This is a genomic window from Pseudomonas sp. ADAK2 TE3594 (assembly GCF_053628675.1).
In genome coordinates this window covers 5,451,893-5,469,132 of the sequence record NZ_JBRJGV010000001.1, presented here as the reverse complement: position 1 = coordinate 5,469,132, position 17,240 = coordinate 5,451,893, and the positions used below count along the sequence as shown (strand labels likewise).

General features: G+C 59.4%; 15 protein-coding genes and 1 pseudogene. 4 read left to right on the top strand and 12 right to left on the bottom strand.

All coding sequences use genetic code 11. The features are described 5' to 3' along the window. Positions 1 to 371: 371 nt before the first annotated feature. Positions 372 to 2,321 (top strand): BCCT family transporter, encoded by a 1,950-nt coding sequence (locus tag AB7M22_RS24570; RefSeq protein ID WP_238541979.1) that lies wholly within the window; start codon positions 372 to 374, stop codon positions 2,319 to 2,321. 220 nt (positions 2,322 to 2,541) lie between these two features. Here the strand turns inward: AB7M22_RS24570 and choV are convergent, their stop codons facing one another. The 3 genes from choV to AB7M22_RS24555 all read right to left on the bottom strand — a co-directional run bounded on the left by choV (position 2,542) and on the right by AB7M22_RS24555 (position 5,575). After that, complete coding sequence (gene choV, locus AB7M22_RS24565; RefSeq protein WP_008008084.1) at positions 2,542 to 3,720, bottom strand: choline ABC transporter ATP-binding protein; 1,179 nt, start codon at positions 3,718 to 3,720, stop codon at positions 2,542 to 2,544. Further along, a complete protein-coding gene (gene choW, locus AB7M22_RS24560) occupies positions 3,717 to 4,562 on the bottom strand; it encodes a choline ABC transporter permease subunit (RefSeq protein WP_007907521.1) in 846 nt (281 codons plus the stop codon). The genes choV and choW overlap by 4 nt, the downstream gene beginning before the upstream one ends. A gap of 65 nt (positions 4,563 to 4,627) precedes the next feature. Continuing rightward, a complete protein-coding gene (locus tag AB7M22_RS24555) occupies positions 4,628 to 5,575 on the bottom strand; it encodes a choline ABC transporter substrate-binding protein (protein ID WP_008008089.1) in 948 nt (315 codons plus the stop codon). A 437-nt stretch (positions 5,576 to 6,012) separates the two neighbouring features. Here AB7M22_RS24555 and AB7M22_RS24550 point away from each other — a divergent pair, with 437 nt between their 5' ends. After that, the gene (locus AB7M22_RS24550; RefSeq protein ID WP_008008090.1) at positions 6,013 to 7,389 is read left to right on the top strand and encodes an L-serine ammonia-lyase; all 1,377 of its coding nucleotides are present in this window, start codon (positions 6,013 to 6,015) and stop codon (positions 7,387 to 7,389) included. A 540-nt stretch (positions 7,390 to 7,929) separates the two neighbouring features. Beyond that, complete coding sequence (gbdR, locus tag AB7M22_RS24545; protein ID WP_007907526.1) at positions 7,930 to 9,033, top strand: choline metabolism transcriptional regulator GbdR; 1,104 nt, start codon at positions 7,930 to 7,932, stop codon at positions 9,031 to 9,033. Between the two features lie 115 nt (positions 9,034 to 9,148). Here the strand turns inward: gbdR and AB7M22_RS24540 are convergent, their stop codons facing one another. The 6 genes from AB7M22_RS24540 to AB7M22_RS24515 all read right to left on the bottom strand — a co-directional run bounded on the left by AB7M22_RS24540 (position 9,149) and on the right by AB7M22_RS24515 (position 14,607). After that, complete coding sequence (locus tag AB7M22_RS24540; protein ID WP_007907528.1) at positions 9,149 to 9,412, bottom strand: hypothetical protein; 264 nt, start codon at positions 9,410 to 9,412, stop codon at positions 9,149 to 9,151. Positions 9,413 to 9,785: 373 nt separating this feature from the next. Continuing rightward, complete coding sequence (locus tag AB7M22_RS24535; protein ID WP_454188034.1) at positions 9,786 to 10,949, bottom strand: gamma-butyrobetaine dioxygenase; 1,164 nt, start codon at positions 10,947 to 10,949, stop codon at positions 9,786 to 9,788. A 13-nt stretch (positions 10,950 to 10,962) separates the two neighbouring features. Then, positions 10,963 to 11,439: a thioesterase family protein gene (locus AB7M22_RS24530; protein WP_008008094.1), complete on the bottom strand. Its 477-nt coding sequence runs from the start codon at positions 11,437 to 11,439 to the stop codon at positions 10,963 to 10,965. A 128-nt stretch (positions 11,440 to 11,567) separates the two neighbouring features. Next, positions 11,568 to 12,533, bottom strand: a complete 966-nt coding sequence (locus tag AB7M22_RS24525; protein WP_008008096.1) for an L-carnitine dehydrogenase — start codon at positions 12,531 to 12,533, stop codon at positions 11,568 to 11,570. Between the two features lie 142 nt (positions 12,534 to 12,675). Next, positions 12,676 to 13,563 carry a 3-keto-5-aminohexanoate cleavage protein gene (locus AB7M22_RS24520; RefSeq protein ID WP_454188033.1) on the bottom strand — a complete coding sequence of 296 codons (888 nt, stop codon included), beginning with the start codon at positions 13,561 to 13,563 and terminating at the stop codon, positions 12,676 to 12,678. Between the two features lie 99 nt (positions 13,564 to 13,662). Beyond that, positions 13,663 to 14,607 carry a choline ABC transporter substrate-binding protein gene (locus AB7M22_RS24515; protein ID WP_427625029.1) on the bottom strand — a complete coding sequence of 315 codons (945 nt, stop codon included), beginning with the start codon at positions 14,605 to 14,607 and terminating at the stop codon, positions 13,663 to 13,665. A gap of 223 nt (positions 14,608 to 14,830) precedes the next feature. Here AB7M22_RS24515 and AB7M22_RS24510 point away from each other — a divergent pair, with 223 nt between their 5' ends. Further along, entirely contained in the window at positions 14,831 to 15,775 is a 945-nt protein-coding gene (locus tag AB7M22_RS24510; protein WP_454188032.1) for a GlxA family transcriptional regulator, read from the top strand. A 147-nt stretch (positions 15,776 to 15,922) separates the two neighbouring features. Here the strand turns inward: AB7M22_RS24510 and AB7M22_RS24505 are convergent, their stop codons facing one another. From AB7M22_RS24505 to AB7M22_RS24495, 3 genes and pseudogenes are all read right to left on the bottom strand, one after another. Beyond that, positions 15,923 to 16,339 (bottom strand): DUF3010 family protein, encoded by a 417-nt coding sequence (locus tag AB7M22_RS24505; RefSeq protein ID WP_007907538.1) that lies wholly within the window; start codon positions 16,337 to 16,339, stop codon positions 15,923 to 15,925. A 32-nt stretch (positions 16,340 to 16,371) separates the two neighbouring features. Next, a pseudogene (locus tag AB7M22_RS24500) lies at positions 16,372 to 16,605 on the bottom strand (helix-turn-helix domain-containing protein); the annotation flags it as partial. 7 nt (positions 16,606 to 16,612) lie between these two features. After that, complete coding sequence (locus AB7M22_RS24495) at positions 16,613 to 17,014, bottom strand: lysozyme inhibitor LprI family protein (RefSeq protein WP_454188031.1); 402 nt, start codon at positions 17,012 to 17,014, stop codon at positions 16,613 to 16,615. Positions 17,015 to 17,240 lie beyond the last annotated feature (226 nt).

The window sequence follows — 17,240 nt, the reverse complement described above, 5'->3', positions numbered from 1 at the left end:
CTCCTTAGGCCTTCCCGTAGACGAATAACGGCTACCGGGTTGAGGGCCAGTCTATTTTGTTTTGATTGAACGTTCAATCAACAAAGAATAAGATCTGCGACAAATCGTCGCTGCTTACAGATTTTTCCTACGTGTAAATGGCGATAACCCGACATCCAAAAATGCTCGAAACCTATACGCGCAGGCGTTCCAAGGGTTTCGGGCTTTTTTCGGGGTGTCTTTATATCACCCGCCGGTCGGCTGCCAACTAACCGATTGGTCGGGTAACGCGTTGCCTTGTGTTCTTCTCTCGCACTGCCTGGAGCATCTGTGCCATGAGTTCTGCCTCTCTAATAAAGACCCCACCCGAGAAGGTGACGGTCAACGGTTGGGTGTTCTACACCTCTACCGCGTTGATTCTGCTGTTGACCGCCATTCTGATCATCGCCCCGCAAGAGGCCGGCAGAATGCTCGGCATTGCCCAGGCGTGGTTGTCCCGCAGCTTCGGCTGGTACTACATGGTGGTGATCGCCGCCTACCTGGTTTTTGTGGTTGGCCTGGCGTTTTCGTCCTACGGCAAACTCAAGCTGGGCAGCAAGGACGATACCCCTGATTTCAGCTACGGCGCCTGGGCGGGGATGCTGTTCTCGTCGGGCATCGGCATTTCCTTGCTGTACTTCGGTGCATCCGAGCCGCTGGACCACTATTTCAATCCGCCGGAAGGCGTGGCCGGCAGCAACCTTGCGGCCCGTCAGGCGGTGCAACTGACATTCCTGCATTGGGGCCTGCATGGCTGGGCGATCTACGCACTGGTCGGCCTGGCCGTGGCGTACTTTGCCTACCGGCATAACCAGCCGCTGGCGTTGCGGTCAGCGCTGTATCCGCTGGTCGGCGAGCGTTGGGTCAAAGGCGCGGCTGGTCATGCGGTGGACGGCTTCGGCATGTTCGTGACCTTGCTGGGGCTGGTGACGAACCTGGGGATCGGTTCGCTGCAAGTGTCGTCGGGGCTGGAAAACCTGTTCGGCATGGAGCACAGCAACACCAACCTGCTGATCGTGATCATCGTGATGAGCACCGTGGCGACCATCGCCGCTGTGTCTGGCGTGGAAAACGGTATTCGCCGCCTGTCCAACTTGAACATCGTGTTGTTCAGCGGTCTGCTGATTTTCGTGCTGCTGTTCGGCCCGACCCTGCACCTGCTTAACGGCTTTGTGCAGAACATCGGCGACTACCTGAACGGCGTGGTGCTGAAGACCTTCGACCTCTACGTGTACGAAGGCGACAGTGAGAAGTCTGACCGCTGGCTCGGCCTGTGGACTCTGTTCTACTGGGCCTGGTGGATTTCCTGGGCCCCATTTGTCGGCATGTTCATCGCGCGTATTTCCCGTGGTCGCACGGTGCGTGAGTTAGTGGCCGGTGTGTTGCTGATTCCGCTGGGCTTCACCTTGGCATGGCTGTCGATCTTCGGTAACTCGGCCCTGGACCTGGTGATGAACCATGGGGCGGTGGAACTCGGGAAGACGGCGCTGGAACAGCCGTCGATGGCGATCTACCAGTTGCTTGAGCATTACCCGGCGTCGAAGATCGTGATCGGCGTGTCGATTTTTGTCGGCTTCGTGCTGTTCCTGACCCCGGCGGATTCCGGCGCGGTGATGATGGCCAACCTTTCCTGCAAGGGCGGCAATGTTGACGAAGATGCGCCGCACTGGCTGCGGATTTTCTGGTCGGCAGTGATCACTCTGGTGACCATCGGTCTGTTGTTCGCCGGTAACTTCGAAGCCATGCAAACCATGGTGGTGCTGGCCGGTCTGCCGTTCTCCGTAGTGCTGGTGTTCTTCATGTTTGGTTTGCACAAGGCCATGCGCCAGGACGTGCAAATCGAACAGGAGCAAGCGGAACTGGCAGCGCGTGGTCGTCGTGGATTCAGCGAGCGTTTGACCCAGCTGGACCTGCAACCGAACCAGTCGATCGTTCAGCGTTTCATGGACAAGCAAGTCAGCCCGGCGCTGGAAGATGCAGCTGTGCAATTGCGTGCCCAGGGCCTGGATGTGCAGACGTTGCTGGGCAAGTCGAAACGCTGCATGGGCGTGCGGATCGAGATGGAAGAGGGCAACCCTTTTGTCTACGAAGTGAGCCTGGACGGTTATCTGGCGGCGGCGAGTGACACGGTGTCTGCTGAAAGCGCTGATGAACCGCGCGCACGTTACTACCGCGCCGAGGTGTACCTGCACAACGGCAGCCAGGATTACGACTTGATGGGCTTCACTCAGGATCAGATCACCCGTGACGTGCTCGATCAGTTTGAAAGCCATCGGCAATTGCTTGGCCGGGTTTATAGCTAAGAGGTGAGTGGCGCGGTGTTCCAGTGACACCGTGTCGTATTCTTCGCGGGCAGCCTCGCTCCTACAGGTATTCGGTTGATCACCTATTTATGATTCAACCCCTAACCTGTAGGAGCGAGGCTTGCCCGCGAAGGGGCCATCAGCCGCAAAACCGCATGCCCCGATATCCCGCAAACAAAAACGCCGCGATCTCTCGCGGCGTTTTTGTGTCTGCTGCTTCTTACCCCAGGTTCTTGCCGAGCAGCGCGTGATACAGCTCGCTGTCGCCCAGGATTCCGACAACCTTGTTGTTGTCGTGCAGCACCAGCTTGTTGCCGGTCTGGTAACGAATCTGCAGCGCATCGCGCATGCCGATGTTGGAGTCCACCAGAGTTGGCCGACGCCCCAAACCTTCAACCGCTTGCCCTGGTATCCAGTTCTGCAGGTCCAGGCTCGAGCCGTTCTGGCGTGCGCCTTTGATGGTGTTGCCTTCGGCCAGGTCCAGCCACGAATCGCCGCCCGGATCGAGGCACACCGAACCGTTGATGCGTTTGCAGTTGTCCAGGGTGCGCATCAGGCTGCGACCGCACAATACGTTCAGCGGGTTGGTGTGGGCGACGAAGGTACGCACGTAATCATCCGCAGGGTTGAGGACGATTTCTTCCGGTTTGCTGTACTGGATGATCCGGCCGTCCTTCATGATCGCAATACGGCTGCCAAGCTTCAGGGCTTCATCGAGGTCGTGACTCACGAAAACGATGGTCTTGCTCAGTTTGCGTTGCAGCTCCAGCAGTTCGTCTTGCAGACCTTGGCGAATCAGCGGGTCGAGGGCCGAGAACGGTTCGTCCATCAGCAGAATGTCGGCGTCCATCGCCAGTGCTCGGGCCAGGCCGACACGCTGTTGCATGCCACCGGAGAGCTCATTGGGTTTCTTGTTGCGCCACTGGGTCAGGCCCACCAGCTCAAGCTTCTCGTCCACCAGTTTGCGGCGTTCCTTCTCGGGGCGACCCTGCATTTCCAGACCGAAGCTGATGTTCTCGCGCACCGTCAGCCAAGGCATCAGGGCGAACTTCTGGAACACCATCGCGATGCGCTTGGTGCGCATCATTTTCAGTTCCGCCGGCGTGCACGAGGCGATGTCGATCTGCTTGCCTTCGTGCTCGACGAACAACTTGCCACGGCTGACGGTGTTGAGGCCGTTGATGCAACGCAGCAGGCTGGATTTACCGGAGCCGGACAGGCCCATCAGTACGCAGATTTCACCTTTTTCGATGTCCAGGCTGGCCTTTTCGACACCGACGATTTGCCCGGTCTTTTTCAGAATCTCGTTGCGGGTCATGCCCTGGTCGAGGAGTTTGAGGGCCGCGCGCGGGTCTTTGGAGAAGATCACGTCCACGTCTTCGAAGCGAATAATGCTCATGCGTCACCCCCTACTTTAGCGTCGGGTTGTTTGCAGATACGGTCGAGCATGATCGCCAGCAGTACGATCGCCAGGCCTGCTTCGAAGCCCAGGGCGATATCAGCAGTGTTCAGTGCGTTGACCACGGGTTTGCCCAGGCCATCGGCGCCCACCAGTGCCGCAATCACCACCATCGACAACGACAGCATGATGCACTGGGTGATACCGGCCGCGATGCTTGGCATGGCGTGGGGCAGTTCAATTCGCGAGAGCAGCTGACGGCGCGAGCAGCCAAAGGCCTTACCGGCGTCCATCAGTTCGTCTGGAACATCGCGGATACCCAGGTAGGTCAGGCGGATGGGCGCGGCAATCGCGAACACCACCGTCGAGATCAGACCCGGGACCACACCCAGACCGAAGAGGGTCAGGGTAGGAATGAGGTACACGAAGGTCGGCACGGTCTGCATCAGATCGAGCACCGGCCGCATCACTGTGTAGAACATCGGTTTGTGCGCGGCGACGATGCCCAACGGCACGCCGATCAGCACGCACACCAGGGTGGCGAACAACACCTGGGCGAGGGTTTCCATGGTTTCCTGCCAGTACCCCAGATTGAGGATCAGCAGAAAGGAGGCGATGACGAAAACGGTCAGGCCCCATTTGCGTTGGATGAAGTGTGCCAGTAGCGCGATGAGGCCGATCAATGCCAGCGGGTTGAACCAGGTCAGCGCAAAAGTCACGCCGTGGATCATCGTTTCCAGTGACACGGCGATTGCGTCGAAGGTGCTGGCGCCGTTTTGCGTCAACCATTCAACGAAGCCCGCGATGTACTGGCCTAAAGGTATTTTCTGATCAATCAGCATGGTAGTGAACGTCCGCATGCAAGGGAATAAACAGCCCGGGCGAGCGAACTCGCCCGGCGTAAGCATTACTGCGCAAGCTTGGCTTTCACGGCCTCCAGGCCAGGTTTACCGTCAATGGTGGTCACGCCAGCAAGCCAGGTATCGAGCACCTGTGGATTCTTCTTCAGCCAGGCCTTGGCGGCCGCGTCAGGCTTCATTTTGTCGTCCAGGACGTTGCCCATCAGCGTGCTTTCCATGTCGAGGGTAAACACCAGGTTTTTCAGCAACTGACCAACGTTGTTGCATTCCTGTGCGTAACCCTTGCGGGTGTTGGTGTAGATGGTTGCCTGGCCGAAGTTCGGGCCGAAGTACTCGTCGCCGCCAGTCAGGTACTTCATCTTGAAACGCGTGTTCATCGGGTGCGGTTCCCAGCCCAGGAACACCACGGCGGTGTTGCGGCGCTGGGCGCGATCGACTTGCGAGAGCATGCCTGCCTCGCTGGACTCGACCACCTTGAAGCCGGCGTCTTTCAGGCCGAAGGCGTTCTTGTCGATCATGCTCTGGATCAGGCGGTTGCCGTCGTTACCCGGTTCGATGCCATAGATCTTGCCGTCGAGTTCTTTCTTGAACTTGGCGATGTCGGCGAAATCTTTCAGACCTTTGTTATACAACTCTTCGGGCACGGCGAGTGTGTATTTTGCGTTTTCCAGATTAGCGCGCAGAGTGTCCACGGTGCCGGCATCGCGGTAGGCCTTGATGTCGTTTTCCATGGTCGGCATCCAGTTGCCGAGGAACACGTCCATGTTCTTGCCGTCGGCCAGGGACTTGTAGGTCACCGGCACGGAAATCATCGTGGTCTTGGTCTTGTAGCCCAGGGCATCGAGAACGACGCTGGTGGTGGCGGTAGTGACGGTAATGTCCGTCCAGCCGACATCGGAGAAGTTTACGGTGCTGCATTGGGCCGGTTCTGCGGCTTGAGCCAGAAACGGCAGACTCAGCATGGCGGCCAACAACAACGACGGGGAACCTTTCATAAGGGGCGACTCCTTGGTGTTTTTTTTGGCAGTGTTCCGACTGGACCACCGCACTTATCTGTTGCGGTTGGATGGCGTTTTGGAGACAGCTCTACCACGGCGCCTTGCAATCGAGTCGATACGATCATGTACCAGTGAAAATCTGACGCCTACAGGGTGCGTCGTAACCAGTACAGGGATGGTCGCATCCAGTGTTGGTAACGTCGTTTACAGCTTTTTTCAGCCCGTTTTGCCCCTCTGATCCGCAAAAAAACGGCGAAAACACAGCGTAAGCGGCCTGCGGCGCTAGCGGGCATGAGTGCGTCGGTGTGAGACGTTGAGCGACATGACAAAAGCCTGATGATGCGGCCATCTCGGCGGATTGCAGCTTGAGCGTAGCAGCTCCGTCACTGGGCGCTTTTGCGCCTGGAGCAGGCACATCCAGGAGTTCAGCAGTAATGGCTATCAGCGTTTTCGACTTGTTCAAAATCGGCATCGGCCCTTCCAGTTCGCACACCGTGGGGCCTATGCGCGCCGCGGCGCTGTTCGTGCAGAATTTGCGCGAGCGGGGGCTTCTGGAGCAGGTGTGTCGCGTCGAAGTTCAGCTTTATGGATCGCTTTCGGCCACCGGCATCGGTCACGGCAGCGACAACGCGGTGATCATGGGGTTGATGGGCGAATGGCCGGACGCAATTGATCCGTCGCAAATCGGCATCCGCATCGAGACCTTGCGTGAAACCGGCACGCTATTGCTCGACAGTCGCTTGTCGGTCCCGTTCATCTGGGCCCGGGACATGCGCCTGATCGACGAGAACCTGCCGTTCCATCCCAACGCCATGACCCTGGTTGCCGAAGGCGATCACGGCGAGTTGCATCGCGACACCTACTATTCCATCGGCGGCGGTTTTGTCGTCGATGAGGCACAGGCTTCCAGCGGCGTGGTGGATCTGGATCGCACCGTGCTGCCTTACGACTTCTCCAGTGCCGTCGAGCTGCTCAGTCTCTGCAAGCAGCACAACCTGCGCGTTGCAGAGCTGATGATGGCCAACGAGAAAGTCTGGCGCAGCGAAGAGGAAATTCGCGCCGGCCTGATGAAACTCTGGCGCGCGATGCAAGATTGCGTGGAGCAAGGCCTCAAGCACGAAGGCATCCTGCCCGGTGGCCTGAATGTGCGTCGTCGCGCAGCCAAACTGCACCGTAGCCTGCAGGAGTTGAACAAGCCCAACGTGATCGGCTCGACCTTGAGCGCCATGGAGTGGGTCAACCTGTTCGCCCTGGCGGTCAACGAAGAAAACGCTGCTGGCGGGCGCATGGTTACGGCGCCGACCAATGGCGCGGCGGGGATCATTCCGGCGGTGTTGCACTACTTCATGAAGTTCAGCGAGGCAGTGACCGACGCCAACGTGGTCGACTACTTCCTCAGTGCCGCAGCGGTGGGGATTCTGTGCAAGAAGAACGCCTCGATTTCCGGTGCCGAGGTCGGGTGCCAGGGTGAAGTCGGTTCGGCCTGCGCCATGGCGGCGGCCGGGTTGGCGGAGATTCTCGGTGCCACACCGGAGCAACTGTGCAACGCGGCGGAAATCGGCCTGGAACATAACTTGGGCCTGACCTGCGACCCGGTGGGCGGGCTGGTGCAAGTGCCGTGCATCGAGCGCAATGCGATTGCCGCGGTGAAAGCGATCAACGCGGCGCAGATGGCGCTGCGCGGCGACGGTCAGCACTTTATCTCGCTGGACCGGGTGATCCGCACCATGCGTGATACCGGTGCCGACATGCATGACAAATATAAAGAGACATCGCGCGGTGGGTTGGCGGTTAGCGCGGTTGAGTGTTGAGACCGGGTTGACCCCATCGCGGGCAAGCTCGCTCCCACAGAATTCGTTGTGTGGCCGAGAACCAAGGCACACCACAGATCCTTGTGGGAGCGGGCTTGCCCGCGATAGCGCCAGACCAGTCAAAACTGCGCACCAAGTGAACACTCGCACCAAAACGCGCCACCTTTTGGCGCGTCGCTTACAGATAAGCGCCTCACCCAAGGTCAGGGATCCAAACCAGCCTTGACCGTCCGTCACCCGTGCTTGCGGTGACACTCTCCCGGAGAGGGTCGCAGCCCTGTTCCCACAAGTGCTACCGATTTGCTCACACGCAACGGGGCAGAGGGGCTGCGGCCCTTGATGGCACTTATAACCTCCCGTCTCTGCATGTCATATTTAGACACATCGCGACGTCGTTTTCAGGAGTTATTGAACGCGTATTCAAGTTTAGGCATGGCAATTGCTCTGTCATTACAAAGCCCGTCTCCCACGCGAGAACGATGGCAATAAAAAGAGCCTCCGCCTGAGGCCATCACCCGCTTTGTGTGAGGAGATACCGCGATGACGACGTTCAACTCCGGGGCCCAACCCCAGAACCGTGCGCCTCAATCCATCGGCTTTTTGCTGCTGGACAATTTCACGCTTATTTCTCTGGCCTCCGCAGTAGAACCTCTGCGCATGGCCAACCAATTGTCCGGCCGCGAGCTGTATCGCTGGACCACACTCACCGTCGATGGCGGTCAGGTCTGGGCCAGTGACGGTCTGCAGATCACCCCCGACGCCTCCATGCACAAAGCACCTCCCCTGGACACCATCATCGTCTGCGGCGGTATCGGCATTCAGCGCACCGTGACCCGCGAGCATGTGTCGTGGCTGCAAAGCCAGGCGCGTCAGTCCCGACGTCTCGGCGCGGTCTGCACCGGTAGCTGGGCTCTGGCGTGCGCCGGCCTGCTGGACGGTTTCGATTGCAGCGTGCACTGGGAATGCCTGGCGTCGATGCAGGAAGCTTTCCCGCGGGTAGCCATGAGCACCCGACTGTTCACCCTCGACCGTAACCGTTTCACCAGCTCCGGCGGCACCGCGCCGCTGGACATGATGCTGCACCTGATCAGCCGCGATCACGGTCGTGAACTGTCGGCCGCGATCTCGGAAATGTTCGTCTACGAGCGCATCCGCAACGAGCAGGACCACCAGCGCGTGCCGCTCAAGCACATGCTCGGCACCAACCAGCCGAAGTTGCAGGAAATCGTCGCGCTGATGGAAGCCAACCTCGAAGAACCGATCGACCTCGACGAACTGGCAGTATACGTCGCCGTGTCGCGTCGTCAGCTGGAGCGGTTGTTCCAGAAATACCTGCACTGCTCGCCGTCGCGTTACTACCTGAAACTGCGCCTGATCCGCGCTCGGCAACTGCTCAAGCAAACGCCGATGTCGATCATCGAAGTGGCGTCGGTATGTGGGTTCGTGTCTACGCCGCACTTCTCCAAGTGCTACCGCGAATACTTCGGCATTCCGCCGCGCGACGAGCGCGTGGGTTCCAACACCACACAACAAGTGGCGATGATGCCGCTGCCGCAAGCCTTGGTGTTGTCGCCATTGTCCGGGCCGCTGTCGGCGTTGAGTCAGGCGCGCAATGAGTCGACTTTCGCGAGCGTAAGGCTCTAAACCGCGCGGGCTTCATTCGCGGGCAAGCCTCGCTCCTACAGGACTGATGTCGATCGCGATTGTTCGATACGACGCCAAACCTGTAGGAGCGAGGCTTGCCCGCGAAGGCAATCTATCAGGCGCTACGGCTCTGCTGATACGCCGCCAGCGCCGGCAGCAATTGTTTGTCGATCGCCTGGCGCACGGCCGGCAGGATGGTCGCGCTGCTGGTGTACATCTGCTTGACCATGGTCCGCAGTGTCATCGCCCGTTCATCGTTCAAGCCTCGCACCGCACACTCGCAAGCCTGTTCGGCCGTGGAGCCGCTCGGTACTTGAAAGCCCAACGATTTCAGCTGGCCCAACAGGTCTTCCTGGTCAATCAAATCGGCGTGCATCATGACGCAATCCTTCTTCAGGGAACGGTGTCGTGGCTCGATTCTGGTAGGGGCTGGGGATGGCGGCAAGGACGATTTGTCGCAATGGCCGCAATACCTATGAACAGGTCGTTTTCGGCTAACTTGCCATGCATGGGAATGGGCACACTGGATTCAGCTGGATTCACGAAGGTTTGGTCACCCTCGCGCAACAGCTCCTCAACAGTACCCTCCTCAGCTCCGATCCTGTCACGGCTTGATCGGGGTTTTTTTTGCCTGTGAATCAGTGATGAAAGTGTTGATTGGGCTGACGCTTTCGCGGGCAAGCCTCGCTCCTACAGAGTTTTGCGTGATTCCTGTAGGAGCGAGGCTTGCCCGCGAAGAACGATGACGCGGTTTATCTTTGCAACACCAAAATCCGCGACAGCAATTCATCCCGATCAACATAGCAACCCTGGAAATGCCGGGCACCGGTAGCGGGGTCGAAAGCGTTGCGGGCGTGGAGGGTGCGGCGGTTGTCGAAGCACCACAGCTCACCGGGTTTGAGCCGCGTCATCACCCGGAAGCGCGCCTCGCGGGTCATCCCAATGAAGCGACGGTAAGCGCGATACAGCTTGGGCATCTGCTCGACTGAAGCATCGAACGGCCCACGCAGAAAGTTCGCCATGCGGATTTCCGACACCTGCCCGAAAGCATCCAGGGCGATGATCGGCGCCAGGCAGCGGTAGTCGCTGTGGCGGTCCTTGTTGCGGAACTCCACGGGAATTTCACACAAGGCTTGAAACGCCTCGGGATCTTCCTGGCGCAAGGCTTGGGCGATGGCAAAACCGTCGACGAAAATGCTCTCGCCACCGTCGGCGTCATTGACCAGGCAATGCAGAAATTGCAGCCCCGGTTGCAACTCCCGGGTCGGCAGATCGCTGTGCAGCGGCAGGTTGAAGGCGGTGTAGGCATTGCTGTCGGCGTCGGCCTTGGATTGCACGTTGAACAGCACACCGAAATTGCTCTCGCGGATGAACGAAATCCGTTGGGCGATCAGCTTCAGCGAGCCCGGCTCGGGGGGCACACCGCGGACCTGAGTCAGGCCGGTATCGCGCACGGCCAGCAGCCATTGCAGCAAGGCATCGTTGTCGTCCATCAACGCCTGATAGTCGAACACCGGCAACTTCAGCTGGCTGTCCCACAGCTTGCTTTTCGGTTTGGCGGCCCGGCGTTCGGCGCGGGTTTCGTCGTCATAGGCGTGGGCTCGCAGCCAGCCCGGGTCGAAGCGGCTGAGGTGGCCGTCCTGCCAATCGACACACAGACAACCATCGGTATCGATTCGAGCGCTGTCGGGGATCAGATTTTCCGCGACATCGACGATTTCCAGCACTTGCTCGCGGGTCACCGTGTAGACGCACTGCGGGCACGGGCAGTTATCCCGTAGCCATTGATGATGAAAAGGGCTGACCCGACCGTCCGCCCACTGCACTTGAATTCGGTCCGCCAGGGTGTGCACGGCGGTCAACGCGCTGATCAACGGGTAGGTGCGGAAATCGGCAAAAGCGGCGGCGGTGTTCATGACGAGCTCCTTGTTATTTTTCGGGGGGTAAAGCAATCACTCGGCCGATCCAGGTGGGGGCGGGCAGATCGGCTTGCTCGGCGACAATGGCCTGCAGCTTGCTCAAGGTTTCTTCGCTGAACGGTGCGGATCGCGGCCCGGCCAGGTCGACGTGCAGCAGCATTTGTTCATTGCCCGCCAGCTCCTTGTCACCGCCCACCAGATGCAGGCTGTGGTAGAGGTGCAGGCGCTTGCGGTCATGGCCGATGATCTGGGTGTGCACTTCGACATCGGCATCGAGCTTCACTTCGTGCAGGTAGTTGAGGTGCAACTCGAGGGTGAACAGCGAATTGCCGCTGGCTTCGCGGTTGTTGCTGTCCATGCCCAGTCGATCCATCAGCGCGTCGGTGGCGTAGCTGAAAATCAGCAGATAGAAGGCATCGCGCAGGTGGCCGTTGTAGTCGACCCAATCGGGGATGATTTTGGTTTGGTAGGTGGTGAGGGTGGGCATGATGTCACATCCGAAATGGTTGAGGCCTGTAGGAGCGAGGCTTGCCCGCGAAGAACGATAACTCGGTCTACCTGATGCACCGTGTAATCGTTCTTCGCGGGCAAGCCTCGCTCCTACAGGGGGGGCGTTTAGTCTGCGAACGCCATTCCATGCTTCTCTTTGGTGGTTTTCACCGCCTCCAGTACCGCCAGCAAGCAATCATCACGATAGCGCTCCAGCGCCGAGATGCTGTGCTTGCCCAACTGCTCGCTGGTGCCATCCACCACATCATCAATCAATTTGTCGGTCAGCTCCGGTGCCGGCAGATAGGTCCAGGGCAACTGCAACGCCGGCCCGAACTGCGCCATGAAGTGCCGCATGCCCGCGTCGCCACCCGCCAGGGTGTAAGTCAGGAAAGTACCCATGAACGACCAGCGCAGGCCTGCGCCAAAACGAATCGCATCGTCGATTTCACCGGTGGTCGCCACACCGTCGTTAACCAGATGCAGCGCCTCACGCCACAGCGCTTCGAGCAAACGGTCGGCGATAAAACCGGGTACTTCCTTGCGCACATGCAGTGGGCGCATACCCAAGGATTCATAGACTTTCATTGCCGCTTGAACCGCTTCCGGCGCGGTATTTTTGCCACCGACCACTTCCACCAACGGCAGCAGGTAAACCGGGTTGAACGGATGCCCGACCACGCAGCGTTCCGGGTGGGTCGAGCTCTCGTAGAACTCGCTCGGCAACAACCCCGAAGTACTGGAACCGATCAAGGCATTGGGCTTGGCCGCTGCGCTGATTTTGCTGTGCAGTTCCAGTTTCAGGTCCAATCGTTCGGGAGCACTTTCCTGAATGAAATCTGCGTCGCGAACGCATTCTTCGATAGTGGCGACAAAGCGCAGACGATCTTGCGACGCGCCGGGTGCCAGGCCTTGCTTCTCCAGCGCGCCCCAAGCATTGGCGACGCGCTTGCGCAGGGCCGCTTCGGCACCGGGCGCCGGATCCCAGGCCACTACGTCGAGGCCGTGGGCGAGGGCGCGGGACACCCAGCCGCTGCCGATGACACCGCTGCCCAGGGCTGCGAAGGTTTTGATATCAGTGATAAAGCTCATGGCGACGTCCTAAAGAATTTCGGTAAGCCCTGTAGGAGCGAGGCTTGCCCGCGAAGAGGCCGGTACATCCAACGCATCTCTGGCGGCAGGAAAACCGCCTTCGCGGGCAAGCCTCGCTCCTACAGGGTTTTGTGTGTGGGGGTTAACCGCGCTTGGTCAGGCCCATTTTTGCCCGGCCTTCAGCCGGCGTCAGAACGTGGGCGCCGAGGCGGCTGAGGATTTCGCTGGCGCGCTCGACCAGTTGGCCGTTGGTCGCCAGAACACCCTTGTCCAGCCACAGGTTGTCTTCCAGGCCGACCCGCACGTTGCCGCCGAGCAGCACCGCTTGCGCCGCCATCGGCATCTGCATGCGACCGATGCCAAACCCGGCCCAGACCGCGTCGGCCGGCAGGTTGTCGACCATGGCTTTCATGGTGGTGGTGTCGGCCGGCGCGCCCCACGGGATGCCCAGGCACAGCTGGAACAACGGGTTATCCAGCAGGCCTTCCTTGATCATCTGCTTGGCGAACCACAGGTGGCCGGTGTCGAAGATTTCCAGCTCAGGCTTAACGCCCAGCTCTTGAATGCGTTTGGCACCAGCGCGTAGCTGGGCCGGGGTAGACACGTAAATGGTGTCGCCGTCACCGAAGTTCAGGGTGCCGCAATCCAGGGTGCAGATTTCCGGCAGCAGTTCTTCGACGTGGGCGAGACGGGTCAGCGGGCCGACCAGGTCGGTATTCGGGCCGAATTCCATCGGGTTCTCGCCCGCGCCGATTTCCAGGTCACCGCCCATGCCGGCGGTGAGGTTGACGATGATGTCGACGTCGGCCTCGCGGATACGCTCCATCACTTCGCGGTACAGCGCCACGTCACGGCTGAACTTGCCGGTTTGCGGGTCGCGAACGTGGCAGTGAACCACGGTAGCGCCGGCCTTGGCGGCTTCCACGGCAGCCGCGGCGATTTGTTTTGGGGTGACCGGCACGTGTGGGCTTCTGGCGGTCGTGTCGCCAGCACCGGTGAGTGCGCAGGTGATGATGACGTCGTGGTTCATGAGGCAGGTTCCTTACAGGCGTGATTTTTAGGTGTGGCTCAGGGCATGACGATTCCGCTCGCAGCCCGCATCGGGCTGCGAATCGGTGGTTCAATCGGTTTATTTACTGGTCAGTTTCAGGTTTTCAGCCGCCGGTTTGCCATCGAAGGTGGTCACGCCTTCGAGCCAGCGTTGCTTGTCTTGCGGGTGATCCTTGAGCCATTGCTTCGCCGATTCGAAAGCGTCCTTGTGATCCAGCAGAGGCTGCATCATCCGGCTCTCGTCTTCGGCGGTGTAGGTCAGGTTGCTCAGCAAGCGACCAATGTTCGGGCATTGCTCGGCGTATTTCGGCGCGGTGACCGTCCACACGGTGGCCATGCCTTCGTTCGGGCCGAGGGCGTCTTCGCTGCCGGTGAGGTAGGTCATTTGCACGTTGACGTTCATCGGGTGCGGGGCCCAGCCGAAGAACACCACGGCTTCCTTGCGCCGCACGGCGCGATCCACCGCCGCAAGCATGCCGGCCTCGCTGGACTCGACCAGCTGGAACTTGCCCAGGCCAAATTGATTCTTGGTGATCATCGCCTTGATCTGGGTGTTGGCGCCCGAGCCAGGCTCGATGCCGTAAATCTTGCCGCCCAGTTCTTTTTCGAACTTGGCGATGTCGGCGAAGGTTTTCAGGCCTTTGTCGGCGAGGTAAGTCGGCACGGCGAGGGTGGCGCGAGCATCCTTGAGGCTTGGCGCTTCAAGCACTTTGACCTGCTTGGCATCGACAAACGGCGTGATGGTCTGGGTCATCAGCGGGTTCCAGTAACCGAGGAACAAGTCCAGGCGCTGGTCGCGAATCCCGGCGAAGATGATTTGCTGGGAGGCACTGGTCTGTTTGGTGTTGTAGCCGAGGCCGTCGAGCAACACCTGGGTCATGGCGCTGGTGGCGATCACGTCGGTCCAGTTCACTACGCCCATGCGCACGTTCTGGCACGACGCGGGTTCGGCCGCCATGACGCTGGCGCTCAAGAAAGCGGTACCGCTGAGTGCAAGAACACAGCTGCTGATCAGTCGTTTCATGTCGGGTTCCTCGGCAGGTCGTTATTGTGGGTTCCGGTGTCTGATGCGCCGGTGATGCCAAGTTACGCAGCAAAGCCCCCGTAAAAACGCACTGCGGCGACCAGCTCTTGCACTGCAGCGACCTGAGCCCTTGAATGCTCGTTGCAAGTGGCGTATCAACGTCCACACGCTAACCGCCCTCTCGTTACCTGGCCTCTTTTTACCTGCTAAGCGAGTGCGCTCCATGTCCCAGGATTTCTACTTCTTGTTGATGCCGGGTTTTTCGGCGATCGGTTTTATCTCGGCGATCGAGCCGCTGCGGGTCGCCAATCGCTTTCGCGGCGAGTTGTATCGCTGGCATGTGTTGAGCGCCGATGGTGGGGCGGTTTTGGCCAGTAACGGCATGTCGGTCAACGCCGATGCCGCGCTGGAACCCCTGAAGAAAGGCGCGACCTTACTGGTGGTCGCCGGTTTCGAGCCGCTGAAGTTCGCCACTCCGGCACTGGAGCACTGGTTGCGTCGTTTGGACATCGAAGGCGTGACCCTCGGCGCCATCGACACCGGCAGCTTCATCCTCGCTGAAGCCGGTCTGCTCGATGGCCATCGCCTGACCTTGCACTGGGAAGCCATCGACGCCTTCAAGGAGTCTTATCCACAGCTCAGCGTCACTCAGGAGCTGTTCGAGATCGACCGCCGACGCATCACCTCCGCCGGCGGCACGGCCTCCATCGACCTGATGCTCGACCTCATCGGCCAGGCCCACGGCCCGGAACTGGCGATCCAGGTCAGCGAACAATTCGTACTCGGGCGCATCCGTCCGCGCAAAGACCACCAGCGCATGGAAGTCGCCACGCGTTATGGCATCAGCAACAAGAAACTGGTGCAGGTGATTGGGGAGATGGAGCAGCACAGCGAACCGCCACTGAGTACCCTGGAGCTGGCGGAATCGATCAAAGTGACCCGGCGCCAGCTGGAACGCTTGTTTCGCCTGCATCTGAACGACACGCCGAGCAATTTCTACCTGCGGTTAAGGCTGGAGAAGGCGCGGCAGTTGCTGCGTCAGACGAACATGAGTGTGTTGGAAGTGAGCATCGCGTGCGGGTTTGAATCGCCGTCGTATTTCACCCGCAGTTATCGGGCGAGATTTGAGCGGTGCCCGCGTGAAGACCGACGTACGGCTAAAGCGTAATTCTGACGACACCCGAGAAACCTGTGGGAGCGGGCTTGCCCGCGATGAGGCCGGCACATTCAATGTTGATGTTGACTGACACACCGCCATCGCGGGCAAGCCCGCTTGTGTCTTGAGCAGGAATTAGACTGAGGGTGAGAGAAAATGTTACTTCTTCATCAAGACCGAGCACGCCGCCTTGTACGCCTCATGCTGATACTTGTTCAGCGTCTCCGGCAGTGCAAAATCGAACTTTTTGTTCTGCGCATTGATGGTCTGCGGCGACAGCAGCGTCACCTCGCAATTTTCCAGCAGCTGGAAAATCCCCTCGATTTTGAACGTAGTCGGCCCACCGGCGAACTCGCCTTTCTTGCTGCGCTTCTTGATCGCGATCCGGTCGATGGAGTTCTCACGGACAAACGACGCCACCTGAGCGGCGAAGACTTTGACGTTGGCGGCTTCGTCGTCCTCATCGAGGGCGATTTTCTTGGTGGCGAGGGCGACGTGACTGAGCGCCTGACCGTCGAGGGAGGCCACGGCGATGATCGCTTCGCTGCCTTTGATTTCGATGCCGCAGATTTTCATTTCAATCCCTTTTCCTGATGCTGGCGTTCAGCTTACAACTCTAGTTGGTTGGCGGTGATGCCAAAAGCTGCGGCAATTTTTTCACGGGTTGCCTTGCGGGGCTTGGAGACCGTTTCTTGCTGGGCGAAAGCCGGTTGGGAAATACCCATGCGCTTGGCAACTTCATCTTGCGTAAGGTTCAGGTGCTCGCGCCAGGCGCGAATAGGAAGTGCTCCAACGACGATACGGCTCACTACTTCGTGGGGGATCAAATAATTCTCCATTCTTATGCTTTTACTCCTGCCCAATAGACTCCAAAAACTCCGACCGCTCGTCACTCATGCGCGCCACGCAATCATTTTGCGCAATGGTGAACGCTTTGCTACCGCTGGTCGCCGGAAATGCGTCCACTGCACAATCGGCATCCCGGGTTTTCAGCCATTGCTGTTGCGCGGTCTTGATTTTGGCGGTGATGTCGGTCAGTTGCGCCTTGTTGTTGCCGTAAAGCGTTTGCATGCGCTCGGTCAGGCTCTGGTAGTTGTCGCTCAGCAGCTGTTCGGCGGTGGTTCTGCTGTAGGCCGAGCATTCCAGGGTCTGGATTTCGTTTTCGACGGCGTCGCAGGGGTTGTTGTCGGCCTCTTCAGCTGCTTGTACGCCAGTTGCCATCAGTGCCAAAGCCAGGAAGATCGATTTCATTGCGCCGCCGCCCCTTAATCCAGTAATGCATTCAGTAAAACATCCAGTGATGCGGCGAATTCTGGCCCAAGCGGGCGGCGTTGGATAGGTAGGCAATGACGCCCTTTGACGACCCTTTGTCGCGGATTGACGCTTTCGGCAAACCCCCTGTCGTTTTTGCACCCGGCTACCCCTGCACCGAGGCATATGCTGGCCCCAAAGCGCCGGCACACGATTCGGCGCATGA